This is a genomic window from Pseudomonas sp. 3MAES_34.3B (assembly GCF_058145875.1).
The window spans coordinates 1,922,065-1,946,895 of record NZ_CM176960.1 but is presented as its reverse complement, the minus strand read 5'-3'; the positions used below and the strand labels follow the sequence as shown (position 1 = coordinate 1,946,895).

Genomic DNA, 24,831 nt, shown 5'->3' with positions numbered 1-24,831 from the left:
CCCGGGAAACCGGGCCAACGAAGACCTTTGAACCATGGCTACTATCCACGTAGACGGCAAAGCGCTCGAAGTCGATGGTGCGGACAACCTGCTACAGGCATGTCTCTCCCTCGGCCTCGACATTCCCTACTTCTGCTGGCACCCGGCGCTGGGAAGCGTCGGCGCCTGCCGCCAGTGCGCAGTGAAGCAATACAACGACGAGAACGACACCCGTGGCCGCATCGTCATGTCCTGCATGACACCCGCCACCGACAACACCTGGATCTCCATCGATGATGAAGAATCCAAGGCATTCCGGGCCAGTGTTGTCGAATGGCTGATGACCAACCACCCGCACGACTGCCCCGTGTGCGAGGAAGGCGGCCATTGCCACTTGCAAGACATGACCGTGATGACCGGCCACAACGAGCGCCGGTACCGCTTCACCAAGCGTACCCACCAGAACCAGGACCTGGGCCCGTTCATCGCGCACGAGATGAACCGCTGCATCGCCTGCTACCGCTGCGTTCGGTTCTACAAGGACTACGCCGGCGGCACCGACCTGGGTGTGTACGGCGCGCACGACAACGTCTACTTCGGCCGCGTGGAAGATGGCGTACTCGAAAGCGAGTTCTCCGGCAACCTCACCGAAGTCTGCCCTACCGGTGTGTTCACCGATAAAACCCACTCCGAGCGCTACAACCGCAAGTGGGACATGCAGTTTGCCCCGAGCATCTGCCACGGCTGCTCCAGCGGCTGCAACATCAGCCCCGGTGAGCGTTATGGCGAACTGCGCCGCATCGAGAACCGCTACAACGGCTCGGTGAACCACTACTTCCTGTGTGACCGCGGCCGTTTCGGCTATGGCTACGTGAACCGCAAGGATCGCCCCAAGCATCCGATGCTGGGCCAGGAACGCACCATGCTGGGCGTGGACGCGGCATTGGACAAGGCTGCCCAATTGCTCAGCGGCCGTACCATCGTGGGCATCGGCTCGCCGCGCGCCAGCCTCGAAAGCAACTACGCCCTGCGTGAATTGGTAGGCGCCGACTGGTACCACACTGGTATCGAAGCCGGTGAGCTGAGCCGCATTCGCCTGGCGCTGAACGTGCTCAACAACAGCCCGCTGCCCATCCCTAGCCTGCGCGACGTGGAAGACCACGACGCGGTCTTCGTACTTGGCGAAGACCTGACCCAGACCGCCGCCCGCATGGCCCTGGCGCTGCGCCAGTCGGTAAAAGGCAAGGCCGAGGCCATGGCCGAAGCCATGCGCGTACAGCCTTGGCTCAACGCCGCGGTGAACAACATCGGGCAGCACGAGATGTACCCGCTGTTCATCGCCAGCCTCACCGACACCAAGCTCGATGACGTTGCCGAAGAATGCGTACACGCGTCGCCCGAAGACCTGGCGCGTATCGGTTTCGCCGTGGCCCACGCCATCGACGCCAGCGCACCCGCAGTATCGGGGCTGGATGACGAAGCCCTTGGCCTGGCGCAACGCATCGCCGATGCACTGGTGAACGCCAAGCGCCCGCTGGTCGTGTCCGGCACCTCGCTGGGCAATGACAGCCTGATCGAAGCCGCTGCCAACATCGCCAAGGCACTGGCCCTGCGCGCCAAGGCCGGCTCACTCAGCCTGATCGTGCCGGAAGCCAACAGCCTGGGCCTGGCCATGCTCGGCGGTGAGTCCCTCGACGCAGCGCTGGATGCCCTGATCGAAGGCCGCGCCGATGCGTTGGTGGTATTGGAAAACGACCTCTACACCCGCGCTCCGAAAGCCAAGGTAGACGCCGCCCTGGCGGCCGCCAAGGTAGTGATCGTTGCCGACCATCAGCAAACCGCGACCACCGACCGCGCCGACCTCATCCTGCCGGCAGCCAGCTTTGCCGAAGGCGACGGCACCCTGGTCAGCCAGGAAGGCCGCGCACAGCGCTTCTTCCAGGTGTTCGACCCGAACTACCTTGACCCGCAGAACTTCACCCACGAAGGCTGGCGCTGGCTGCATGCCCTGCGTGCAACCCTGCTGGAGCGCAAGGTCGACTGGACCCAGCTCGACCACGTGACCGCCGCCTGCGCCGCCAGCGCGCCGCAGCTGGCCCGCATTGTGGAGGCAGCGCCGTCTGCGTCGTTCCGCATCAAGGGCTTGAAGCTGGCGCGTGAACCGCTGCGTTACTCCGGCCGTACGGCCATGCGCGCCAACATCAGCGTGCACGAACCGCGTACCAGCCAGGACGTGGACAGCGCGTTCTCCTTCTCCATGGAAGGTTACTCGGGCAGCAAGGAACTGCGCCAACAGGTGCCGTTCGCCTGGTCCCCGGGCTGGAACTCGCCTCAAGCGTGGAACAAATTCCAGGACGAAGTGGGCGGCCATCTGCGCGCTGGCGACCCCGGCGTGCGCCTGATCGAAGCCCAGGGCGACAACCTGGCATGGTTCACTCGCATTCCAGCGGCGTTCGCCCCGGCGCGCGGCACCTGGACGGCGGTGCCTTACTACCACCTGTTCGGCAGTGAAGAAACCTCTTCCCGTGCCGCGCCTGTGCAGTCCCGCATCCCCTCTGCGTACGTGGCACTGGCCAAGGCCGAAGCTGACCGGCTGGGCGTGAACGATGGCGCACTGCTGAGCCTTAGCCTCGGCGGGGTGCAGTTGCGCCTGCCGCTGCGCGTGGATGAGCAACTGGCCGCTGGCCTGGTGGCGCTGCCCAAAGGTTTGGCGGGGATTCCACCGGCCTTTGGTGGGTTAACGGTTGAAGGCCTGCAGGAGGCAGCACAATGACCTGGTTCACGCCTGAAGTGATCGACGTGATCGTGTCGGTGGTGAAGTCCATCGTCATTTTGCTGGCTGTGGTGGTCTGTGGCGCGTTCCTCAGCTTTGTCGAGCGCCGCCTGCTGGGCTGGTGGCAGGACCGTTACGGGCCAAACCGCGTTGGCCCGTTCGGCCTGTTCCAGATTGCTGCCGACATGTTGAAGATGTTCTTCAAGGAAGACTGGAACCCGCCCTTCGTGGACCGGGTGATCTTCACCCTGGCGCCAGTAGTGGCCATGAGCGCACTGCTGATCGCCTTCTCGGTCATTCCGATCACCCCCACCTGGGGCGTGGCGGACCTGAACATCGGCGTGCTGTTCTTCTTCGCCATGGCGGGCTTGTCGGTGTACGCGGTGCTGTTCGCCGGTTGGTCGAGCAACAACAAGTACGCCTTGCTCGGCAGCCTGCGGGCCTCGGCGCAAACCGTGAGCTACGAGGTGTTCATGGGCCTGGCATTGATGGGTGTGATCGTGCAGGCGGGGTCGTTCAACATGCGCGACATCGTCGAGTACCAGGCGCAGAACCTGTGGTTTATCATTCCGCAGTTCTTCGGCTTCTGTACCTTCTTCATTGCCGGCGTAGCCGTGACTCACCGTCACCCCTTCGACCAGCCTGAAGCGGAACAGGAACTGGCCGACGGTTACCACATCGAGTATGCCGGCATGAAATGGGGCATGTTCTTCGTGGGCGAGTACATCGGTATCGTGCTGATCTCGGCGCTGCTGGTCACGCTGTTCTTCGGCGGCTGGCACGGCCCGTTCGATATCCTGCCGCAGGTACCGTTCCTGTGGTTCGCCCTCAAGACCGCCTTCTTCATCATGCTGTTCATCCTGCTGCGGGCTTCGATCCCACGGCCGCGCTATGACCAGGTGATGGATTTCAGCTGGAAGTTCTGCCTCCCGCTGACCCTGATCAATTTGCTGGTCACCGCCGCGATCGTGTTGCTGAACACGCCGGCCGGTGCTTGAGGACAACGTCATGTTCAAATATATCGGCCATGTGGTACATGGCACCTATACCCAGCTGCGCAGCCTGATCATGATTTTCGGTCATGGCTTCCGCAAGCGTGACACCCTCCAGTATCCGGAAGAGGCTGTTTACCTCCCGCCCCGCTATCGGGGCCGCATCGTGCTCACCCGGGACCCGGACGGCGAAGAACGCTGCGTGGCGTGCAACCTGTGCGCGGTTGCTTGCCCGGTGGGCTGCATTTCCCTGCAAAAGGCTGAAACGGACGATGGACGCTGGTACCCCGAGTTCTTCCGTATCAACTTCTCGCGCTGCATTTTCTGCGGCCTGTGCGAAGAAGCCTGCCCCACCACGGCCATCCAGCTTACGCCCGATTTCGAAATGGCGGACTACAAGCGCCAGGACCTGGTGTACGAGAAGGAAGACCTGCTGATCTCGGGCCCGGGCAAGAATCCGGACTATAACTTCTATCGCGTCGCGGGCATGGCCGTGGCCGGCAAGCCGAAAGGCGCCGCGCAGAACGAAGCCGAGCCGATCAACGTGAAAAGCCTGCTGCCTTAAGGAAGAAAGATGGAATTCGCGTTCTATTTCGCCTCTGGCGTTGCGGTGCTGGCGACCCTTCGGGTCATTACCGGCACCAATCCGGTCCATGCCTTGTTGTACCTGATCATCTCCCTCATCGCCGTGGCCATGACCTTCTTCGCCCTCGGCGCGCCCTTCGCGGGCGTGCTGGAGGTGATTGCCTATGCCGGTGCGATCATGGTGCTGTTCGTATTCGTGGTGATGATGCTCAACCTGGGCACCGCATCTGCCCATCAAGAGCGGGAGTGGTTCAAGCCTGGCATCTGGGCAGGCCCTATGCTGCTGGCTGCCCTGTTGCTGCTGGAGTTGATGTACGTGCTGTTCTCCGGCCCGGGCAACATTCCGGTCGGCGAAACCACCATCGGCCCCAAGGCCGTGGGCATCAGCCTGTTCGGCCCTTACCTGCTGGCGGTGGAGCTGGCCTCCATGCTGCTTCTGGCCGCGGCCATCACGGCCTTCCACATTGGCCGCAACGAGGCGAAGGAGTAACCCATGCCAGCCATTCCTCTTGAACACGGCCTGGCCGTCGCCGGCGTGCTGTTCGTACTCGGCCTGGTGGGCCTGCTGGTCCGCCGCAACATCCTTTTTGTGCTGATGAGCCTGGAAATCATGATGAACGCCTCTGCACTGGCATTCATCGTTGCCGGCAGCCGCTGGGCGCAACCGGACGGGCAAATCATGTTCATCCTGGTGATCAGCCTGGCTGCGGCCGAAGCCAGTATTGGCCTGGCGATCCTGATCCAGCTGTATCGCCGCTTCCATACGCTTGATATCGACGCTGCCAGTGAGATGCGCGGATGAACCTACTCTTTCTGACTTTCGTCTTTCCCCTGGCGGGATGGCTGGTGCTGTCCTTCTCCCGCGGGCGCTTCTCGGAGAACACCTCGGCACTGATCGGCGTGGGCTCGGTGGGCCTGTCCGCCGTGGTGGCCGCCTATGTGATCTGGCAATTCAACGTGGCCCCGCCCCCCGGCGGTGTGTACACCCACCTGCTGTGGACCTGGATGTCGGTCGGTACCTTTGCGCCTACCTTCACGCTTTACCTGGATGGCCTCTCGGTCACCATGCTGGGCGTGGTGGTGGGCGTGGGCTTCCTGATCCACTTGTTCGCGTCCTGGTACATGCGCGGTGAAGAGGGTTACTCGCGCTTCTTCTCCTACACCAACCTGTTCATCGCCAGCATGTTGTTCCTGATACTGGGCGACAACCTGCTGTTCATCTACTTCGGTTGGGAAGGCGTGGGCCTGTGCAGCTACCTGCTGATCGGCTTCTACTACAGCAACCGCAACAACGGCAACGCGGCGCTCAAGGCCTTTATCGTCACCCGCATCGGCGACGTGTTCATGGCCATCGGCTTGTTCATCCTGTTCCAGCAACTGGGCACGTTGAACATTCAGGAGCTGCTGGTACGGGCGCCCGAGCACTTCAAGGTGGGCGACTTCTGGATCGTGCTGGCCACCTTGATGCTGCTGGGCGGCGCGGTCGGTAAATCCGCTCAGCTGCCGCTGCAAACCTGGCTGGCAGACGCGATGGCCGGCCCTACCCCGGTTTCGGCGCTGATCCACGCGGCAACCATGGTGACCGCGGGCGTGTACCTGATCGCCCGTACCCACGGCCTGTTCACTCTGGCGCCGGACATCCTGCACCTGGTGGGCATCGTCGGCGGCGTGACCCTGGTACTGGCAGGCTTCGCCGCGCTGGTACAAACCGACATCAAGCGTATCCTCGCCTACTCCACCATGAGCCAGATCGGCTACATGTTCCTGGCCTTGGGCGTGGGCGCGTGGGACGGCGCGATCTTCCACCTGATGACTCACGCCTTCTTCAAGGCACTGCTGTTCCTTGCCTCGGGCGCGGTGATCATCGGCTGCCACCACGAGCAGAACATCTTCAAGATGGGCGGGCTGTGGAAAAAGCTGCCACTGGCCTATGCCTGCTTCATCGTTGGCGGCGCGGCGTTGTCGGCCCTGCCGATCCTCACTGCCGGCTTCTACTCCAAGGACGAGATCCTCTGGGAAGCCTTCGCCAGCGGCCACACCGGTTTATTGTATGCCGGGCTTGTGGGTGCGTTCATGACCTCGCTGTACACCTTCCGCCTGATCTTCATCGCCTTCCATGGCGAAGCGAAGACCGATGCTCACCCAGGCCACGGGATTTCCCACTGGCTGCCGCTGGGCGTGCTGCTGGTACTGTCCACCTTCATCGGCGCCTGGATCCACCCACCGCTGGCCGGCGTGCTGCCTGAAAGCGCGGGCCATGCCGGCGGCGAAGCCAAGCACAGCCTGGAGATTGCTTCCGGCGCCATCGCGCTGGCGGGCATTCTGCTGTCGGCACTGCTGTTCCTGGGCAAGCGTCGGGTAGCCACCGCCATCGCCAACAGCGGCCCGGGCCGGGTGTTGTCGGCCTGGTGGTTCGCGGCCTGGGGCTTCGATTGGATTTACGACAAGCTGCTGGTGAAACCTTACTTGTGGATCAGCCACGTGCTGCGCAGGGATCCGATGGATCGCGGCATTGGCCTGGTGCCTCGGCTGGTGAAAGGCGGGCATTCCGTCATGAGCCGCACCGAGAACGGCCAGCTGCGCTGGTATGCCGCCTCCCTCGCCTTCGGTGCCGTATTGGTACTGGGCGCCGTGGTAATGGCTGCCTGACTATGAACCTTGCGAATTTGCGAAAGGAAACGAACCCGTCATGATTCTGCCTTGGCTGATCCTGATTCCCTTCATCGGCGGCCTTCTGTGCTGGATGGCTGAGCGCTCTAGCGCCACCCTCCCCCGCTGGATCGCATTGCTGACCATGTCCCTGGAACTGGCACTGGGGCTTTGGCTCTGGTCCCAGGGCGATTACTCCCTGGCGCCCGCGCCAGGGGCCGACCCGGTATGGGCCGTGGAATTCAAGCTGGCCTGGATCCAGCGCTTCGGCATCAGCGTGCATCTGGCGCTCGATGGCTTGTCGCTGCTGATGATCCTGCTCACCGGCCTGTTGGGTGTATTGTCCGTACTGTGTTCCTGGAAAGAGATCCAGCGCCATGTGGGCTTCTTCCACCTGAACCTGATGTGGATCCTGGGCGGGGTGATTGGCGTGTTCCTCGCGCTGGACCTGTTCCTGTTCTTCTTCTTCTGGGAAATGATGCTGGTGCCGATGTACTTCCTCATCGCGCTCTGGGGTCATAGCTCGTCGGACGGCAAGCGCACGCGGATCTACGCTGCCACCAAGTTCTTCATCTTCACTCAGGCCAGCGGCCTGATCATGCTGGTGGCGATCCTTGGCCTGGTGCTGGTGAACTACAACACCACCGGCGTGATTACCTTCAACTACAGTGACCTGCTCAAGGCGCACCTGCCGGCCGGTACCGAATACCTGCTGATGCTGGGCTTCTTCGTCGCCTTCGCCGTGAAGCTGCCGGTAGTGCCCGTGCACTCCTGGCTGCCTGATGCCCACGCCCAGGCGCCAACGGCGGGTTCCGTGGACCTGGCGGGTATCTTGCTGAAAACCGCCGCCTACGGCTTGCTGCGCTTTGCCCTGCCGCTGTTCCCCAACGCCTCGGCCGAGTTCGCCCCCATCGCCATGGGCCTGGGCCTGGTTGGCATCTTCTACGGCGCCTTCCTGGCGTTTGCGCAAACCGATATCAAGCGCCTGATCGCCTACTCCAGCGTGTCTCACATGGGCTTTGTGCTGATCGGGATCTACTCCGGCAGCCAGCAAGCGCTGCAAGGCGCTGTGGTACAGATGGTCGCCCACGGTTTGTCCGCCGCGGCGCTGTTTATCCTCAGCGGCCAGCTGTATGAGCGCTTGCATACCCGTGACATGCGCGAAATGGGCGGGCTGTGGTCGCGTATCAGCTACCTGCCGGCCATCAGCCTGTTCTTCGCCGCGGCATCGCTGGGGCTTCCGGGCACCGGTAACTTCGTGGGTGAGTTCCTGATCCTGCTGGGCAGCTTCGCGGTCGCGCCTTGGGTAACCACCGTTGCAACCTTCGGCCTGGTAGTGGGTTCGGTGTACGCGCTGATCATGATTCACCGGGCCTACTTCGGCCCGGCAAAGTCGGACACCGTGCTGCACGGCATGGACGGCCGTGAGCTGGCGATGATCCTGCTGCTGGCGGTGCTGCTGGTGCTGCTGGGCGTGTACCCACAACCGGTGCTGGACACCTCGGCCGCAACCATGGCCGGCGTGCAGCAGTGGTTCGGCTCGGCTTTCTCTCAACTTGCATCGGCCCGGTAACCTGTAATGGAACTGACCTCTCAACACTTTCTGGCACTGGCGCCGCTGCTGATCACCAGCGTCACCATCGTGGTGGTGATGCTGGCGATCGCCTGGCGCCGTAACCATTCACAAACGTTCCTGCTGTCCTGCGCGGGCCTTAACCTGGCGCTGCTGTCGATCCTGCCAGTGCTCAAGATCACGCCGATGAGCGTGACTGCGTTGCTGCAAGTCGACAACTTCGCGTGCCTGTACATGGCGCTGATCCTGATCGCCACCCTGGCCTGCGTCACCCTCGCCCACGCCTACCTGGGCGATGGTGGCACTGGCTACCCGGGCAACCGTGAAGAGCTGTACCTGCTGATCCTGCTGGCAGCCGCCGGAGGGTTGGTGCTGGTGTGTGCGCAACAGCTGTCGGCGCTGTTCATCGGGCTGGAACTGCTGTCGGTGCCAGTGTACGGGCTGGTAGCGTATGCGTACTTCAACAAGCGCTCGCTGGAAGCCGGTATCAAGTACATGGTGCTGTCGGCAGCCGGCTCGGCGTTCCTGTTGTTCGGCATGGCGCTGCTGTATGCCGACGCTGGTACGCTGAGCTTCTCCGGTATTGGTGCCGCGCTCGCGGCGACCGGCATGCCGAGCCTGATGGCGCAATTGGGTCTGGGCATGATGCTGGTGGGCCTGGCATTCAAGCTGTCGCTGGTGCCCTTCCACCTGTGGACCCCCGACGTCTACGAAGGCGCACCTGCACCGGTGGCGGCCTTCCTGGCCACCGCCAGCAAGGTCGCGGTGTTCGCAGTGATCGTGAGGCTCTTCCAGCTGTCCCCGGCCGGGAGCAGCGGTGTACTGAACGTAGTACTAAGTGCGATTGCCATCGCTTCGATCGTGGTCGGCAACCTGCTGGCACTGAACCAGACCAACCTCAAGCGGCTGTTGGGTTACTCTTCCATTGCCCACTTCGGTTACCTGTTGATCGCGCTGGTAGCGAGCAAGGGCTTGGCCGTTGAAGCCATTGGCGTATACCTGGCCACCTATGTCATCACCAGCCTGGGTGCGTTCGGCGTGATCACGCTGATGTCTTCCCCGTACAAAGGCCGCGACGCCGATGCGCTGTTCGAGTACCGCGGGCTGTTCTGGCGCCGCCCATACCTCACTGCAGTGCTGACAGTGATGATGCTGTCCTTGGCGGGCATCCCGCTCACCGCAGGCTTCATCGGCAAGTTCTACATCATGGCAGCCGGTGTCGAGTCCGGCCTGTGGTGGCTGGTGGGCGCACTGGTACTGGGCAGCGCCATAGGCCTGTTCTACTACCTGCGCGTGATGGTGACCCTGTACCTGATGGAATCGAGCATCCCTCGCCAGGACGCCCCGATGAACTGGGAGCAGCGAACCGGTGGCGTAATGCTGCTGGCCATCGCCATCCTGGCCTTCGTACTGGGGGTTTACCCTCAGCCATTGGTGGACCTGGTGCAGCATGCGGGGATTCATCTGATGGGCTAAGCCGGTTGGCTTGAACAAAAAACCCCGCCTGGCACTGCCGGCGGGGTTTTTTTATTGTTCACGGAGAAGGATTACAGGCCCGCCGCGTGAACGAAGCACAGCTTGTTGCCTTCCGGGTCGCGGCAGTAGGCGCCGTAGTAATCCGGAGCATACCGCACCCGCACCCCCGGCGAGCCCTCGTCGCTACCGCCGTTGGCCAGCGCGGCTGCCCAGGCGGCATCTACTTGGTCCCGGCTGGTACAAGCAAAACTGACCTGGGTGCCATTACCGGGTGAAGCGGGTTGGCCGTTGAAGGGCTCTTGCACGAAGAACTGCGGCCAGCGCCGCCCCGGCAATTGCCAGCCCTTGCCCGGAGGGCCACCGTCGTCTTCTTCCGACATGGGCACCAGGCCCAGCTCGCGAAGCACACGGTCATAAAATGCCACCAGGCGGTTCAAGTCACGAGCGCCGACGATAATGTGGGAGAACATGATGCACCCTCAGGCAAGTACGCCCCGGCCGGGCGACAAGCATCAGCTGAACAGTTTGGCCGCTGTCTTGGCTACCAGCTCGCCCTGATGGCGTGCGCCCGCCAATTCGATTTCACTGGGCTGGCGCGAGCCGTCACCCGAAGCAATGGTGGTCGCGCCGTAGGGGGCGCCGCCGACGATTTCATCCATGTTCATTTGCCCTTGATGGCTATAGGGCAGCCCTACGATGACCATGCCGAAATGCAGAAGGTTGGTGATCAGCGAGAACAGCGTGGTCTCCTGGCCGCCATGCTGGCTAGCCGTGGAAGTAAAGGCCGCGCCAACCTTGCCGTTGAACTTCCCTGCCGCCCACAGCCCACCTGCCTGATCGAGGAAGGCGGCCATCTGGCTGCTTACACGGCCGAAACGGGTCGGGCTTCCAAGGATGATCGCATCGTAGTCCGCCAGCTCCTGTACCGTTGCGACGGGCGCTGCCTGATCGAGCTTGAAGTGGGCGGCTTGCGCTACTTGCGCCGGAGCAGTTTCGGGTACGCGTTTGACGTCCACCGTCGCGCCGGCGCTACGGGCGCCTTCGGCAATGGCATTGGCCATGGTTTCGATATGCCCGTAGGTGGAGTAGTAGAGAACGAGAACTTTAGCCACAGAGGCGCTCCTTGATGTGCCGCACCGGCATGGCGCGGACTCATGAACTTCGCACAGCCAGAGACAGGATAAAAACGGGTTGATTCGAACGGTTTGATCGAAACGCTGAATCCCGCCGCTGCCCTGCGAGTGTAGCTGGCACTCAACTGGCCGGTGATTTCACTGGCAGCGCAGGGCTGGCGTACTGCGGCTTGAGGTGGCCGCTCTGGTCCAGCAGCCAGGCGTCGAGCACTTCGCGAACCACCGGGCCGGCAACCCGGCCGCCCGCCTCACCGTTCTCGATCATCACCGCCACCACGATCTTCGGGTTCTCGGCCGGGGCAAAGCCTACGAACAGCGCGTTATCCCGGTTGCGCTCCTGGGTTTTTTCCCGGTTGTAGCGCTCCCCTTGGCGAATGGCGACCACCTGCGCGGTGCCGCTCTTGCCCGCAATACGGTATTGGGCCCCGACTGCCGATTGCCGGGCGATCCCCCTGGGGTCATGCAGCACCGCTTGCATGCCGCGATTCACCTGCTCCCATTCGCCAGGGTCGCGCAATACGATGTTGGGCATCGGGTTGGTATCGACCGGGGGTTCGCCGCCAATGGTTTCGGCCAGGTGTGGCCGATGCCACACGCCCTTGCTGGCAATCAACGACGTCGCTTGGGCCAACTGCAACGGCGTTACCTGCATATAACCCTGGCCGATCCCCAGGATCAGCGTTTCGCCGGGGAACCACGGCTGCCGGCGGGTTGCGCGCTTCCATTGCTCGGAAGGCATCAGGCCTGGCGCTTCTTCGAACATGTCGAGCGACACCTTCTGGCCGATGCCGAACCGGCTAAGGTAGTCATGCAGGCGGTCGATCCCCAGCCGGTGGGCAGTTTCATAGAAATAGGTATCGTTGGACCGCATGATCGCTGCATAGAGGTCTACCCAGCCATCACCACTGCGGTTCCAGTTGCGGTACTTATGGTCGTAGTTGGGCAGCTCGTAGTACCCGGGGTCGAACACCCGGGTGGCCGGTGTGATCACGCCGCTATCAAGCCCCGCGACCGCCACTTCCGGCTTGATGGTCGAGCCTGGGGCATACAGCCCCCGGAGCACGCGGTTGAACAGCGGCCGGTCGATGGAGTCACGCAACGCGGTGTATTGCTTGAAGCTGATCCCGGTGACAAACAGGTTGGGATCGAAACTGGGCTCACTCACCATCGCCAGCACGTCGCCGTTCTGCGGGTCCAGCGCCACGATCGCCCCGCGGCGGCCGCCCAAGGCTTTTTCCGCAGCCAGCTGCAGGTTCGCATCGAGGGTGAGTGTGATGTTCTTGCCTGCTACCGGGTCGGTGTGGCGAAGCACCCGCATCACACGTCCCTGGGCGTTGGTTTCCACTTCCTCGAACCCGACGTGCCCGTGCAGCGCGGGTTCATAGAAGCGTTCCACCCCCGTTTTGCCAACAGACTGAGTACCGCGATATTCCACCGGGTCCAGCACCTTGGCTTCGTTCTCGTTGATGCGCCCCACGTAGCCGAGGGAATGGGCAAACTGTTCGCCCAATGGGTACTCGCGCACGAACTGCGCCTCCACATCCAGCCCCGGCAGCAGGAACTGGTTTACCGCAATCAGCGCAATCTGCTCTTCGGTCAGTTCATACATGAGGGTAACCGGCTCGAAGGGATGCCGGGCGCGACGCATGTCCTTGTCGAACTGGCGACGCTGCTCCTCGGGTAATTGAAGAATACTCGCCAGGGTATCGAGAACATGTGCGGAGTCCCCGGCGCGCTCACGGGTAAGGGTAAGGTTGAAGCTGGGGCGGTTGTTGGCCAGCACTACGCCGTTGCGGTCGTAGATCAACCCGCGTTCCGGCGGGATTGGCAGTACGTGCACGCGGTTATTTTCGGAAATGGTCGAGTGGTAGTCGTATTGAACCACTTGCAGGAAATACAACCGGGCCACCAGGGCGAACGCCAGGCCCAGCACCAGAACCGCACAAGCGACCAGGCGGCCGTTGACCAGGCGTTGTTCCTTGTCGTGGTCCTTTAAGGGAATCGGATCTGGCATTGGCACCGCTCATGTGTACAAATCGAAGCGCCCGCCGGCGGCGAACGCTCGATTCGTACATCACGCGGTTCACCGTTGCAGGTCGGGGGGCAATTGTATGGTGGGGCGATTGCCGACGAAGATGCTCCAGCTCGACACGAACAGCGCCGCGATCAGCGGGCCGATCACGAACCCGTTAAGGCCGAAGACCGCGAGCCCACCGAGGGTGGAAATCAGCACCAGGTAGTCTGGAAGCTTTGTGTCCTTGCCTACCAGAAGGGGCCGAAGCACATTGTCGACCAGGCCGATCACGAAAATGCCATAAAGCGTGAGCACTACGCCCCGCCACATTTCGCCGTCAAGCATGAAGTAAACCGCCACCGGCGCCCATACTACCCCGGCGCCCACTGCGGGTAATAATGAAAGAAATGCCATCAATACCGCCCATAGCAGCGCGCTGGGGATGTCCAGTATCCAGAAGATCAGCCCGCCCAGTGCGCCCTGGGAAATGGCAACCAGCATGTTGCCTTTCACCGTGGCTCGTACCACCCGGGTGAACTTGAGCTGTAACCGGCGCTTCTGGTGTTCCGCCAGAGGTACCGCCAGGCGCACTTTGCGCACAAGCTCTGGGCCGTCGCGCAGGAAAAAGAACACGAGATAGAGCATCACCCCGAAACTGACAATGAAGTCGAGGGTGCCTTGGCCAAAGCTGAAGGCCTGGGACGTAAGGGCTTCGCTGCCCTGCATGGCGCGGGAGGTAATCTTTTCCCGCAGGCCGTCGAGGTTACCCATGCCCATGCGGTCCAACAGGTGCTGCGCCGGGGTGGGCAAGGCATGCTTGAAGTGGCTCATGTAACTGGCCACGTCCAGCTCGCCGCTCTGGATACTTTTGTAAACGCTGGTGCCCTCCTGCACCAGCAAGGCGCTGATGATGATCACGGGGAGTACCGCGACCAGCACGCATACGCCAAGCGTGACCACCGAGGTGGCGTTGCGGCTCCACTTATAGCGTTGAATGAGCTTGCGCTGCAGCGGCGCGAACAGAATGCCCAGGATCACTGCCCAGAAAACGGCGCCGTAGTAGGGAAGGAGTATCCAGATAAAAGCGAGGGTGACCAGTACAAGCAGCACCAGGAGTGTCTTGTATTGGAGGTTGGTTTCGTTCATGCGCGTTCCATGTCGGCTTGCCTTCAGCGCCCCTCATGGAGCGCCTGAAGGTTAGTCCGGCTACGCCTGGGATAGTGCCCTCGATCGTAGCGCAGAACTCTCAGCTCAGATCCGGAACTGCGCAACCAGCCGCCCGAGGCCCTGGCCCAGGGCTGCCAGCTTGCGGGATGTCTCCGCGCCCTGACGGGTTTCATCAGCCACCTGATCCACCGCACCGGCAATCTGATGAACGCTGCGGTTGATTTCCTCCACCACAGCGGTCTGCTCTTCGGCAGCGGTTGCGATCTGCGCGTTCATGTTGCTGATGGTCGCAATCAGGCTGCCCATGGCGTCCAGGGAACGGCCGGCCTCATTGGCGCGAACGCTGGTGCCCTCGCCAGCCTCGCTGGAGCGTCGCATGGCGTCCACGGCGTCGCGAGTGCCCTTCTCAAGGCGGTCGATCATGCCTTGAATTTCCTGGGTGCTTTGCTGAGTGCGGCTGGCCAGCGCGCGTACTTCGTCCGCCACCACCGCGAACCCACGCCCAGCTTCCCCTGCCCGCGCTGCTTCGATCGCCGCGTTGAGCGCCAGCAGGTTGGTTTGATCGGCAATCGAGCGGATAACGCCAAGCACGCTGACAATGGAGCGCACGTCGTTCTGCAGGGTGTCGAGGGAGTTGCCGCTCAAGCGGATATCGGCAATCAGCGAGTGGATCTGGGCGACACTGCCGTCCACCACCTGCTTGGCCTGACGTCCTTCGTTGTCGGTTTCCTGAGCCGCCGTGGCGGCGCCTTGTGCGCTGCGAGCCACTTCCTGCGCCGCGCCGGACATTTCGTTGACGGCAGTGGCCACTTGATCTGTCTCCTGGCGCTGGCGCTCCATGGCGCGCTCAGAGCGCTGGGCCTGATCGGCCACTTCGCTGACCAGGCCGGTGAGTTCCCCGGTCATGGTTGCGATCTGGCGCACCAGGCCGTGAATCTTCTCCGCGAAGCGATTGAAGGACCCGGCCAGCGCGCCCAGCTCGTCCTGGCTGGTGATAGGCAACCGGCGGGTAAGGTCGCCTTCGCCGGCTGCAATGTCGTCCAGGCTCTGCTTCATCAGCATGAGCGGGCGCAGAATGTTACGTGCCAGCAGCAGCCCAATCGAAGCGATGATCAGTACCAGCACCAATGCGATACCTACGATGGTCATGAGCATGTCGATAGTGCGGGCATGCACAGCCTCACGCACCTGAGCGAGCTGAGCGTCGATGCCGTCCAGGTTGACCGCGGTGCCAATCACCATGTCCCACTTAGGCAGGTATTCGGTATAGGCGAGCTTGGGCACGAGCTTCTGGCTGCCAGGAAGGCTCGAAGAATAGTTGACGAAGTGGGTGCCGTTCTTGCCTACGTTCACCAGCTCGCGGTTCACGTAGACACCGTTGGGGTCTTTGGCGTCGATGAAGCTTTGGCCAACACCTTCGCTGCTATTGCCCTTGAACAGGCGCACGGCTTGGGAATCGTAGCCGAAGAAGTAGCCATCCTTGCCGTAGGTGACGGTGGAAAGCATTTTCACGACTTGGGCCCGGGCCGCTGTATCGTTGCCGTCAGCGGCGTCATAGATCGGCCTGACGGTGCCCAGCGCCACCGCAACGTAGTTTTGCAAGGATGCCCGGGCGTCGGTGATGTAACGCTCACGGGTTTCCTGCACTTCCTGCGCAGCCTGTTGGCGCAAGATCCACAGGGTGCACAGGCTGATGATCAACGCAAACAGCACGACAGGCACAACGGCAACGGACAGGACCTTGCCCTTCAAGCTAAGGCGCATGGGAAACTCTCACAGGCAGAAAAGGAATACTCGGCTTATCGGCCCTGCCCGTGGAAAGTTGAGCTTGCACCACGGCGGGGCAGACAAACGCTCGCGCGCAACCCGCCCAGATGACTGTCCGCAAGGCAAAGCTTACCGTGGCAGGCCTGGACGATATCCTTCACGATGCCCAGGCCCAGGCCATGCCCCTCGGTACGCTCATCCAGCCGTTCCCCCCGGCCCAGTACCTGCTCGCGAGCGTCGGCGGGTATGCCCGGGCCGTCGTCATCCACACAGAGGCGATAACCTTGAGCGTCGCCCGTCACTGTCAGCAGCACTTGGCTGTCTGCCCACTTGCAGGCGTTATCCAGCAGGTTACCCAGTAATTCGAGAAGATCTTCCCGGTCCCAGGGCAATACCAGGCCCGGCGGTGCGTGCCAGTCGAGCTGCAGATGCTCACCATGGATAGCGCGCAAGGTAGCGAACAAGCCTGGAAGCTCGACGGTGCAGTCCAGGGGCGTGCCTGGTAGCGCGTCGCCGGCCAGGCGGGCCCGGGCCAGTTCTTTGTCCAGCCGGGATTGTAGATGTTCAAGCTGCTCGAGCAGTACGCGGCGGAGGGCCGGGTCGTCATCCAGACGTGGGCCATTGGCTTGGCTGAACAGCACCGCAAGCGGCGTCTTCAGCGCATGGCCCAGGTTGCCGAGCGCAGTACGGGCTTTCTTGAGGCTGTCTTCGGTGTGGGCGTGCAGATGGTTGATCTGCGTAACCAAAGGCTCCAGCTCCAGCGGCACCCTTACTTGCAACTGGCTGCGCTGGCCTTGCTGCAATTGCGCCAACTGCGCCCGTGCCGCCTCCAATGGCCGCAAAGCCCCCGTGACGATCAGCCGTTGCAAGCCAAGCACCAGCAACAGCAGGACCACACCAAATGCCAGGCCCCAGTGGCGCAAGCGTGCGAAGCTGTCACGAATGGGGCTGTAGTCCTGGGCTACCGTAATAGACAGCGCCATGCCCAGCCGACGATAGTCCGCACGCAGAAGAATCAGCTGCTGGCCCTCGGGCCCGGTGGCACGGCCTAGCCCCGGCGAGGCGAGTTGAGGCAATTGCGCGTCCCATAGGGAGCGGGAGCGGAGCTGAGTATCAGGTAACGTGATTTGAAAGTAATAGCCCGAGTAGGCGCGCTGGTAGGCGGGCAGTACGCGTTCTTCGATCAGTTCGACACCTTCAGGCCCACGCGTCAGGCCCAGCAGCAGGTTTTCGCTTTGGCTTCGCAAATTATCTTCGAGGTATTTCTCTATACCTTTTTCAAAAAGCCACAACCCTGCCTGCGCGAATATCAGCCCTCCTACCAGCAATACCCCCAGCAGGCCAACACTCAGCCGGGCTTGCAGTGACCTCATTCGCCACACCTACCCAACCGATAGCCCTGCCCTCGCCGGGTTTCGATCACCGCCTTGCCCAGTTTGCCGCGCAGGTGGTTCACATGCACTTCAAGGACATTCGAACCCCGCTCGTTCTCGCCGTCGTAGAGGTGCTCCGCCAAGTGCGCTTTGGACAGAATTCTCCCGGGATGCAGCATGAAGTAACGCAGCAGGCGAAACTCTGCTGCGGTGAGGCTGATAGTGTTCGATCCGATGCCCACACTTTGCGTGGCTTCGTCCAGCACCAATCCGCCCGCCTCCAGCCGAGGCTGGTTCGGCAGGCCCTTGGAGCGTCGTAGCAACGACTGGATGCGAAGTAGCAGCTCCTCAGGATGAAAGGGCTTGCTGAGGTAATCGTCGGCGCCCGCCTTCAAGCCTTCGATACGCTCGGCCCAGGAACCCCGGGCCGTTAGCACCAGCACGGGTAGCGCAACGCCTTCCTGACGCCACCGGGCCAACACCTCAAGCCCGGGCATACCTGGCAGCCCAAGGTCCAACACCGCGCAGTCGTAGGGCTCTACCTGCCCTTGGACCAGCGCGTCCCGGCCATCGGCCAGCCAGTCCACTGCATAGCCCTTGCCGCTCAACAGCGCAAGCAGCTCGTCGGCGAGCGGAACGGAGTCTTCGACCAACAGTACCCGCATTCAGTCATCATCCTTGTCTACGAGCAGCTTGCCGCTCGTAGCGTCGTATTCCAGTTCGCGAACCAGACCGCCAGGCAATACGACCTCAATTTCATAGGTATACCGGCCCTTGTCCTCTTCCAGTTCCACTTCGAGCAAAGCTGAACCAGGATGGCGGCTGATGGCGTCGGCAGTGAGTACGTCCAAGGGCATGATCACACCTTCCAGGCGCAGGCGCAGGGCTTCGTCCTGGCCGAGATCATGTGCCGTGACAGCTGTCACTGGCAGCAGGCCCAGCAGGCAGATCACGCGCACGAAAGACATTGGATTTCCTCGAGAGGTTCAGGCAGCGAATATTGGAAGCCTCCGCGCACTGGATCGTTGAAAGCATCAAGGGTAACCCGCAGCCCTTAAACGAAGCTGAAGCGGACTCCCCAAGCCTCGGGTGGTAGAATCGCGCTTTGCATTTGTTATGGGTACCGTTGCGTGGAAATTTTCAAGGAATTCACGTTTGAGTCGGCGCACAAGTTGCCAAATGTCCCCGATGGGCATAAGTGCGGGCGGTTGCACGGCCATTCGTTCAAGGTAGGCATTCACCTGACAGGGCCGGTTGATGCTCATACCGGGTGGATCCGGGACTTTTCCGAGATCAAGGCAGTGTTCAAACCGATCTACGAACAGCTCGATCATAATTATCTGAACGATATTCCGGGCCTTGAAAACCCGACCAGTGAGAACCTGGCGGTGTGGATCTGGCAGGCATTGAAACCGCTGCTCCCAGAGCTCAGTAAGGTCCGTATCCACGAAACGTGCACCAGTGGTTGCGAATACACCGGCGATTGATCCCGCCTTTATGAAACCGCGGCCGCTGTCGCGGTTTTTTTCTTCCCGAGCGTAGCCCTGAAAAGACAAAACCCCCGATCGCAGGGCGATCAGGGGTTCTGGGTTTGAATCTTGACGATGACCTACTCTCACATGGGGAAACCCCACACTACCATCGGCGATGCATCGTTTCACTGCTGAGTTCGGGATGGGATCAGGTGGTTCCAATGCTCTATGGTCGTCAAGAAATTCGGTAGCGGCCCCGTTTGCACGCGGTCGCGAATCTGGGTATGTGATGTTTGTGATGTCGCCAATTTTCGGTGTGTCTTCACCGCCGCGCTCTGTGCTTACACAGATTGCTTGGGTGTTATATGGTCAAGCCTCACGGGCAATTAGTATGGGTTAGCTCAACGCCTCACAGCGCTTACACACCCCACCTATCAACGTCGTAGTCTTCGACGGCCCTTCAGGGAGCTCAAGGCTCCAGTGAGATCTCATCTTGAGGCAAGTTTCCCGCTTAGATGCTTTCAGCGGTTATCTCTTCCGAACATAGCTACCCGGCAATGCCACTGGCGTGACAACCGGAACACCAGAGGTTCGTCCACTCCGGTCCTCTCGTACTAGGAGCAGCCCCTCTCAAATCTCAAACGTCCACGGCAGATAGGGACCGAACTGTCTCACGACGTTCTAAACCCAGCTCGCGTACCACTTTAAATGGCGAACAGCCATACCCTTGGGACCGGCTTCAGCCCCAGGATGTGATGAGCCGACATCGAGGTGCCAAACACCGCCGTCGATATGAACTCTTGGGCGGTATCAGCCTGTTATCCCCGGAGTACCTTTTATCCGTTGAGCGATGGCCCTTCCATACAGAACCACCGGATCACTAAGACCTACTTTCGTACCTGCTCGACGTGTCTGTCTCGCAGTCAAGCGCGCTTTTGCCTTTATACTCTACGACCGATTTCCGACCGGTCTGAGCGCACCTTCGTACTCCTCCGTTACTCTTTGGGAGGAGACCGCCCCAGTCAAACTACCCACCATACACTGTCCTCGATCCGGATAACGGACCTGAGTTAGAACCTCAAGGTTGCCAGGGTGGTATTTCAAGGATGGCTCCACGCAGACTGGCGTCCACGCTTCATAGCCTCCCACCTATCCTACACAAGCAAGCTCAAAGTCCAGTGCAAAGCTATAGTAAAGGTTCACGGGGTCTTTCCGTCTAGCCGCGGATACACTGCATCTTCACAGCGATTTCAATTTCACTGAGTCTCGGGTGGAGACAGCGCCGCCATCGTTACGCCATTCGTGCAGGTCGGAACTTACCCGACAAGGAATTTCGCTACCTTAGGACCGTTATAGTTACGGCCGCCGTTTACCGGGGCTTCGATCAAGAGCTTCGCTTGCGCTAACCCCATCAATTAACCTTCCGGCACCGGGCAGGCGTCACACCCTATACGTCCACTTTCGTGTTTGCAGAGTGCTGTGTTTTTAATAAACAGTCGCAGCGGCCTGGTATCTTCGACCGGCAAAAGCTTACGGGGCAAGCCCTTCACCTTCGCCGGCGCACCTTCTCCCGAAGTTACGGTGCCATTTTGCCTAGTTCCTTCACCCGAGTTCTCTCAAGCGCCTTGGTATTCTCTACCCAACCACCTGTGTCGGTTTGGGGTACGGTTCCTGGTTACCTGAAGCTTAGAAGCTTTTCCTGGAAGCATGGCATCGACCACTTCATGCCCGAAGGCACTCGTCATCAGCTCTCGGCCTAAGGATCCCGGATTTACCTAAGATCCCAGCCTACCACCTTAAACCTGGACAACCAACGCCAGGCTGGCCTAGCCTTCTCCGTCCCTCCATCGCAGTAACCAGAAGTACAGGAATATTAACCTGTTTTCCATCGACTACGCTTTTCAGCCTCGCCTTAGGGACCGACTAACCCTGCGTCGATTAACGTTGCGCAGGAAACCTTGGTTTTTCGGCGTGCGAGTTTTTCACTCGCATTGTCGTTACTCATGTCAGCATTCGCACTTCTGATACCTCCAGCCAGCTTCTCAACTGACCTTCACAGGCTTACAGAACGCTCCTCTACCGCGTCACTTGCGTGACACCCGTAGCTTCGGTGTATGGTTTGAGCCCCGTTACATCTTCCGCGCAGGCCGACTCGACTAGTGAGCTATTACGCTTTCTTTAAAGGGTGGCTGCTTCTAAGCCAACCTCCTAGCTGTCTAAGCCTTCCCACATCGTTTCCCACTTAACCATAACTTTGGGACCTTAGCTGACGGTCTGGGTTGTTTCCCTTTTCACGACGGACGTTAGCACCCGCCGTGTGTCTCCCATGCTCGGCACTTGTAGGTATTCGGAGTTTGCATCGGTTTGGTAAGTCGGGATGACCCCCTAGCCGAAACAGTGCTCTACCCCCTACAGTGATACATGAGGCGCTACCTAAATAGCTTTCGAGGAGAACCAGCTATCTCCGAGCTTGATTAGCCTTTCACTCCGATCCACAGGTCATCCGCTAACTTTTCAACGGTAGTCGGTTCGGTCCTCCAGTCAGTGTTACCTAACCTTCAACCTGCCCATGGATAGATCGCCCGGTTTCGGGTCTATACCCAGCGACTAAACGCCCTATTAAGACTCGCTTTCGCTACGCCTCCCCTATTCGGTTAAGCTCGCCACTGAATATAAGTCGCTGACCCATTATACAAAAGGTACGCAGTCACAGAACAAGTCTGCTCCCACTGCTTGTACGCATACGGTTTCAGGATCTATTTCACTCCCCTCTCCGGGGTTCTTTTCGCCTTTCCCTCACGGTACTGGTTCACTATCGGTCAGTCAGTAGTATTTAGCCTTGGAGGATGGTCCCCCCATGTTCAGACAAAGTTTCTCGTGCTCCGTCCTACTCGATTTCATTGACAAGAGATTTTCGCGTACAGGGCTATCACCCACTATGGCCGCACTTTCCAGAGCGTTCCGCTAATCTCAAATCAACTTAAGGGCTGGTCCCCGTTCGCTCGCCACTACTAAGGGAATCTCGGTTGATTTCTTTTCCTCAGGGTACTTAGATGTTTCAGTTCCCCTGGTTCGCCTCTTGCACCTATGGATTCAGTACAAGATACTCAGCTTGTGCTGAGTGGGTTCCCCCATTCAGAGATCTCCGGATCAAAGTCTGTTTGCCGACTCCCCGAAGCTTATCGCAGGCTACCACGTCTTTCATCGCCTCTGACTGCCAAGGCATCCACCGTATGCGCTTATTCACTTGACCATATAACCCCAAGCAATCTCGGGATCGTACGGTGGTGAAGACAACATTCGCCGAAAATTCGCGATTCAACTCACAAATTTTACCTTAGCCTGAACACACACCAGTGAAAGTGCTGTCCAGTCTATCTTTCTATCACATACCCAAATTTTTAAAGAACGATTCTGAAAAAGATCAGAAATCAACATTCAGGTCTCGGACCGAGGGAATGCTCATTTCTAAGCTTTGACCGATGAAGGTGGTGGAGCCAAGCGGGATCGAACCGCTGACCTCCTGCGTGCAAGGCAGGCGCTCTCCCAGCTGAGCTATGGCCCCAAACAACTGGTGGGTCTGGGCAGATTCGAACTGCCGACCTCACCCTTATCAGGGGTGCGCTCTAACCAACTGAGCTACAGACCCAAATTACTGGGTTGCTGCACGCCGACCTCACCCTGCTCTTTATCCAAAAGCATGGGGTGCGCTCCAACCAACTGAGCGACAGACCGGCACGAGGCTTTCACCTAATCGTCTTTTACAAGGAATCAAGCAATTCGTGTGGGTGCTTATGGGCGGCTGTGTCGTCGATTAAGGAGGTGATCCAGCCGCAGGTTCCCCTACGGCTACCTTGTTACGACTTCACCCCAGTCATGAATCACACCGTGGTAACCGTCCCCCCGAAGGTTAGACTAGCTACTTCTGGTGCAACCCACTCCCATGGTGTGACGGGCGGTGTGTACAAGGCCCGGGAACGTATTCACCGCGACGTTCTGATTCGCGATTACTAGCGATTCCGACTTCACGCAGTCGAGTTGCAGACTGCGATCCGGACTACGATCGGTTTTGTGAGATTAGCTCCACCTCGCGGCTTGGCGACCCTCTGTACCGACCATTGTAGCACGTGTGTAGCCCAGGCCGTAAGGGCCATGATGACTTGACGTCATCCCCACCTTCCTCCGGTTTGTCACCGGCAGTCTCCTTAGAGTGCCCACCTTAACGTGCTGGTAACTAAGGACAAGGGTTGCGCTCGTTACGGGACTTAACCCAACATCTCACGACACGAGCTGACGACAGCCATGCAGCACCTGTCTCAATGTTCCCGAAGGCACCAATCCATCTCTGGAAAGTTCATTGGATGTCAAGGCCTGGTAAGGTTCTTCGCGTTGCTTCGAATTAAACCACATGCTCCACCGCTTGTGCGGGCCCCCGTCAATTCATTTGAGTTTTAACCTTGCGGCCGTACTCCCCAGGCGGTCAACTTAATGCGTTAGCTGCGCCACTAAGAGCTCAAGGCTCCCAACGGCTAGTTGACATCGTTTACGGCGTGGACTACCAGGGTATCTAATCCTGTTTGCTCCCCACGCTTTCGCACCTCAGTGTCAGTATCAGTCCAGGTGGTCGCCTTCGCCACTGATGTTCCTTCCTATATCTACGCATTTCACCGCTACACAGGAAATTCCACCACCCTCTACCGTACTCTAGCTTGCCAGTTTTGGATGCAGTTCCCAGGTTGAGCCCGGGGATTTCACATTCAACTTAACAAACCACCTACGCGCGCTTTACGCCCAGTAATTCCGATTAACGCTTGCACCCTCTGTATTACCGCGGCTGCTGGCACAGAGTTAGCCGGTGCTTATTCTGTCGGTAACGTCAAAACAGCAAGGTATTCGCTTACTGCCCTTCCTCCCAACTTAAAGTGCTTTACAATCCGAAGACCTTCTTCACACACGCGGCATGGCTGGATCAGGCTTTCGCCCATTGTCCAATATTCCCCACTGCTGCCTCCCGTAGGAGTCTGGACCGTGTCTCAGTTCCAGTGTGACTGATCATCCTCTCAGACCAGTTACGGATCGTCGCCTTGGTGAGCCTTTACCTCACCAACTAGCTAATCCGGCCTAGGCTCATCTGATAGCGTGAGGCCCGAAGGTCCCCCACTTTCTCCCGTAGGACGTATGCGGTATTAGCGTTCCTTTCGAAACGTTGTCCCCCACTACCAGGCAGATTCCTAGGCATTACTCACCCGTCCGCCGCTGAATCCGGGAGCAAGCTCCCATCATCCGCTCGACTTGCATGTGTTAGGCCTGCCGCCAGCGTTCAATCTGAGCCATGATCAAACTCTTCAGTTCAATACTGCTTGGGTTTTGAGAAAACCCTAAACTTGGCTCAGCAATCGCAAGACTTCCCGAAGGAAGCCACTCAATTCGAATTTCTTCGTTTGAGTTCTTGTGATGCTGATAATCATTGTGACAATCAGTCCAACTCACAAGCACCCACACGAATTGCTTGATTCATTTGTTAAAGAGCGGTTGGCTGAGCTGTTCGCTTCAACCGAGGCGCGCATTCTACGCTAACCTTACATCGTGTCAAGCGTTTATTTTGGAAGTTTTCAGAATTTCTCGTTCAACTTCAAACACTTGACCGCTTCACTTACCTCTCGAAGCGGGAGGCGAATTCTACAGCGTTACAACCTGCTGTCAACCCCCTTTCTCACCGCATCCGATCCGGAGATCGAAGCCACTTCCCGCTTACCTGAACTGCTAACTCGTTGATTCTCAAGAAGTTTGCCGTTCCGTTGTCGCTGGAAGTGGGGCGCATTATAAGGGCTTTCGAGAGGGCGTCAACACTTATTTAACACCTACTGGCAATAAAGCC

General features: G+C 59.8%; 17 protein-coding genes, 2 tRNA genes, 3 rRNA genes and 1 pseudogene. 9 read left to right on the top strand and 14 right to left on the bottom strand.

Annotated features, from left to right (window positions below):
- Nucleotides 1-34 precede the first annotated feature (34 nt).
- From nuoG to nuoN, 8 genes are read left to right on the top strand one after another with little or no spacing between them, the layout of a single operon-like run.
- Nucleotides 35-2,752 (top strand): NADH-quinone oxidoreductase subunit NuoG, encoded by a 2,718-nt coding sequence (nuoG, locus tag AC3Z8Y_RS08550; RefSeq protein WP_490089299.1) that lies wholly within the window; start codon nucleotides 35-37, stop codon nucleotides 2,750-2,752.
- On the top strand, nucleotides 2,749-3,750 hold the full coding sequence (gene nuoH / locus AC3Z8Y_RS08545) for an NADH-quinone oxidoreductase subunit NuoH (protein ID WP_181117785.1): 1,002 nt from the start codon (nucleotides 2,749-2,751) through the stop codon (nucleotides 3,748-3,750). The genes nuoG and nuoH overlap by 4 nt, the downstream gene beginning before the upstream one ends.
- Nucleotides 3,751-3,760: 10 nt before the next feature.
- The gene (gene nuoI / locus AC3Z8Y_RS08540; RefSeq protein WP_181117784.1) at nucleotides 3,761-4,309 is read left to right on the top strand and encodes an NADH-quinone oxidoreductase subunit NuoI; all 549 of its coding nucleotides are present in this window, start codon (nucleotides 3,761-3,763) and stop codon (nucleotides 4,307-4,309) included.
- A gap of 9 nt (nucleotides 4,310-4,318) precedes the next feature.
- Nucleotides 4,319-4,819, top strand: coding sequence for an NADH-quinone oxidoreductase subunit J (gene nuoJ / locus AC3Z8Y_RS08535; protein WP_040263820.1), 501 nt, complete (start codon nucleotides 4,319-4,321; stop codon nucleotides 4,817-4,819).
- 3 nt (nucleotides 4,820-4,822) lie between these two features.
- Nucleotides 4,823-5,131 carry an NADH-quinone oxidoreductase subunit NuoK gene (nuoK, locus tag AC3Z8Y_RS08530; RefSeq protein ID WP_181117782.1) on the top strand — a complete coding sequence of 103 codons (309 nt, stop codon included), beginning with the start codon at nucleotides 4,823-4,825 and terminating at the stop codon, nucleotides 5,129-5,131.
- On the top strand, nucleotides 5,128-6,978 hold the full coding sequence (gene nuoL, locus AC3Z8Y_RS08525) for an NADH-quinone oxidoreductase subunit L (RefSeq protein ID WP_490089298.1): 1,851 nt from the start codon (nucleotides 5,128-5,130) through the stop codon (nucleotides 6,976-6,978). Before nuoK ends, nuoL begins: the two co-directional genes overlap by 4 nt.
- A gap of 40 nt (nucleotides 6,979-7,018) precedes the next feature.
- The gene (gene nuoM, locus AC3Z8Y_RS08520; protein WP_490089297.1) at nucleotides 7,019-8,551 is read left to right on the top strand and encodes an NADH-quinone oxidoreductase subunit M; all 1,533 of its coding nucleotides are present in this window, start codon (nucleotides 7,019-7,021) and stop codon (nucleotides 8,549-8,551) included.
- 6 nt (nucleotides 8,552-8,557) lie between these two features.
- On the top strand, nucleotides 8,558-10,027 hold the full coding sequence (nuoN, locus tag AC3Z8Y_RS08515) for an NADH-quinone oxidoreductase subunit NuoN (protein WP_490089296.1): 1,470 nt from the start codon (nucleotides 8,558-8,560) through the stop codon (nucleotides 10,025-10,027).
- Between the two features lie 71 nt (nucleotides 10,028-10,098).
- Here nuoN and AC3Z8Y_RS08510 read toward each other — a convergent pair whose 3' ends face one another.
- The 9 genes and pseudogenes from AC3Z8Y_RS08510 to AC3Z8Y_RS08470 all read right to left on the bottom strand — a co-directional run bounded on the left by AC3Z8Y_RS08510 (nucleotide 10,099) and on the right by AC3Z8Y_RS08470 (nucleotide 18,449).
- Nucleotides 10,099-10,497, bottom strand: coding sequence for a VOC family protein (locus AC3Z8Y_RS08510; protein WP_490089295.1), 399 nt, complete (start codon nucleotides 10,495-10,497; stop codon nucleotides 10,099-10,101).
- Between the two features lie 42 nt (nucleotides 10,498-10,539).
- On the bottom strand, nucleotides 10,540-11,139 hold the full coding sequence (gene wrbA, locus AC3Z8Y_RS08505; protein WP_490089294.1) for an NAD(P)H:quinone oxidoreductase: 600 nt from the start codon (nucleotides 11,137-11,139) through the stop codon (nucleotides 10,540-10,542).
- Between the two features lie 142 nt (nucleotides 11,140-11,281).
- Nucleotides 11,282-13,174 carry a penicillin-binding protein 2 gene (gene mrdA, locus AC3Z8Y_RS08500; protein ID WP_490089293.1) on the bottom strand — a complete coding sequence of 631 codons (1,893 nt, stop codon included), beginning with the start codon at nucleotides 13,172-13,174 and terminating at the stop codon, nucleotides 11,282-11,284.
- Between the two features lie 69 nt (nucleotides 13,175-13,243).
- The gene (locus tag AC3Z8Y_RS08495) at nucleotides 13,244-14,320 is read right to left on the bottom strand and encodes an AI-2E family transporter (RefSeq protein WP_490089292.1); all 1,077 of its coding nucleotides are present in this window, start codon (nucleotides 14,318-14,320) and stop codon (nucleotides 13,244-13,246) included.
- A gap of 105 nt (nucleotides 14,321-14,425) precedes the next feature.
- Complete coding sequence (locus AC3Z8Y_RS08490) at nucleotides 14,426-15,466, bottom strand: methyl-accepting chemotaxis protein (RefSeq protein ID WP_490089962.1); 1,041 nt, start codon at nucleotides 15,464-15,466, stop codon at nucleotides 14,426-14,428.
- A 117-nt stretch (nucleotides 15,467-15,583) separates the two neighbouring features.
- A pseudogene (locus AC3Z8Y_RS08485) lies at nucleotides 15,584-16,105 on the bottom strand (cache domain-containing protein); the annotation flags it as partial.
- A 35-nt stretch (nucleotides 16,106-16,140) separates the two neighbouring features.
- Nucleotides 16,141-17,481, bottom strand: a complete 1,341-nt coding sequence (locus AC3Z8Y_RS08480; RefSeq protein WP_490089291.1) for a sensor histidine kinase — start codon at nucleotides 17,479-17,481, stop codon at nucleotides 16,141-16,143.
- Complete coding sequence (locus AC3Z8Y_RS08475; RefSeq protein WP_490089290.1) at nucleotides 17,478-18,146, bottom strand: response regulator transcription factor; 669 nt, start codon at nucleotides 18,144-18,146, stop codon at nucleotides 17,478-17,480. The genes AC3Z8Y_RS08480 and AC3Z8Y_RS08475 overlap by 4 nt, the downstream gene beginning before the upstream one ends.
- The gene (locus AC3Z8Y_RS08470; protein WP_490089289.1) at nucleotides 18,147-18,449 is read right to left on the bottom strand and encodes a PepSY domain-containing protein; all 303 of its coding nucleotides are present in this window, start codon (nucleotides 18,447-18,449) and stop codon (nucleotides 18,147-18,149) included.
- Between the two features lie 162 nt (nucleotides 18,450-18,611).
- Here AC3Z8Y_RS08470 and queD point away from each other — a divergent pair, with 162 nt between their 5' ends.
- Entirely contained in the window at nucleotides 18,612-18,968 is a 357-nt protein-coding gene (gene queD, locus AC3Z8Y_RS08465) for a 6-carboxytetrahydropterin synthase QueD (protein ID WP_490089288.1), read from the top strand.
- A 109-nt stretch (nucleotides 18,969-19,077) separates the two neighbouring features.
- Here queD and rrf read toward each other — a convergent pair.
- The 5 genes from rrf to AC3Z8Y_RS08440 all read right to left on the bottom strand — a co-directional run bounded on the left by rrf (nucleotide 19,078) and on the right by AC3Z8Y_RS08440 (nucleotide 24,305).
- Nucleotides 19,078-19,193, bottom strand: a 5S ribosomal RNA gene (gene rrf, locus AC3Z8Y_RS08460).
- 125 nt (nucleotides 19,194-19,318) lie between these two features.
- A 23S ribosomal RNA gene (locus tag AC3Z8Y_RS08455) occupies nucleotides 19,319-22,206 on the bottom strand.
- Nucleotides 22,207-22,442: 236 nt separating this feature from the next.
- Nucleotides 22,443-22,518, bottom strand: a tRNA-Ala gene (locus AC3Z8Y_RS08450).
- A 7-nt stretch (nucleotides 22,519-22,525) separates the two neighbouring features.
- Nucleotides 22,526-22,602 (bottom strand) — tRNA-Ile (locus tag AC3Z8Y_RS08445).
- A gap of 166 nt (nucleotides 22,603-22,768) precedes the next feature.
- Nucleotides 22,769-24,305: ribosomal RNA gene (locus AC3Z8Y_RS08440) — 16S ribosomal RNA — on the bottom strand.
- The 16S, 23S and 5S rRNA genes sit together here with 2 tRNA genes alongside, the layout of an rRNA operon.
- Nucleotides 24,306-24,831: the final 526 nt, after the last annotated feature.

Coding starts and splice junctions, on each gene's coding strand:
- nuoG (WP_490089299.1), top strand. CDS start 35: ATGGCTACTATCCACGTAGACGGCAAAGCGCTCGAAGTCGATGGTGCG.
- nuoH (WP_181117785.1), top strand. CDS start 2,749: ATGACCTGGTTCACGCCTGAAGTGATCGACGTGATCGTGTCGGTGGTG.
- nuoI (WP_181117784.1), top strand. CDS start 3,761: ATGTTCAAATATATCGGCCATGTGGTACATGGCACCTATACCCAGCTG.
- nuoJ (WP_040263820.1), top strand. CDS start 4,319: ATGGAATTCGCGTTCTATTTCGCCTCTGGCGTTGCGGTGCTGGCGACC.
- nuoK (WP_181117782.1), top strand. CDS start 4,823: ATGCCAGCCATTCCTCTTGAACACGGCCTGGCCGTCGCCGGCGTGCTG.
- nuoL (WP_490089298.1), top strand. CDS start 5,128: ATGAACCTACTCTTTCTGACTTTCGTCTTTCCCCTGGCGGGATGGCTG.
- nuoM (WP_490089297.1), top strand. CDS start 7,019: ATGATTCTGCCTTGGCTGATCCTGATTCCCTTCATCGGCGGCCTTCTG.
- nuoN (WP_490089296.1), top strand. CDS start 8,558: ATGGAACTGACCTCTCAACACTTTCTGGCACTGGCGCCGCTGCTGATC.
- AC3Z8Y_RS08510 (WP_490089295.1), bottom strand. CDS start 10,497: ATGTTCTCCCACATTATCGTCGGCGCTCGTGACTTGAACCGCCTGGTG.
- mrdA (WP_490089293.1), bottom strand. CDS start 13,174: ATGCCAGATCCGATTCCCTTAAAGGACCACGACAAGGAACAACGCCTG.
- AC3Z8Y_RS08495 (WP_490089292.1), bottom strand. CDS start 14,320: ATGAACGAAACCAACCTCCAATACAAGACACTCCTGGTGCTGCTTGTA.
- AC3Z8Y_RS08480 (WP_490089291.1), bottom strand. CDS start 17,481: ATGAGGTCACTGCAAGCCCGGCTGAGTGTTGGCCTGCTGGGGGTATTG.
- AC3Z8Y_RS08475 (WP_490089290.1), bottom strand. CDS start 18,146: ATGCGGGTACTGTTGGTCGAAGACTCCGTTCCGCTCGCCGACGAGCTG.
- AC3Z8Y_RS08470 (WP_490089289.1), bottom strand. CDS start 18,449: ATGTCTTTCGTGCGCGTGATCTGCCTGCTGGGCCTGCTGCCAGTGACA.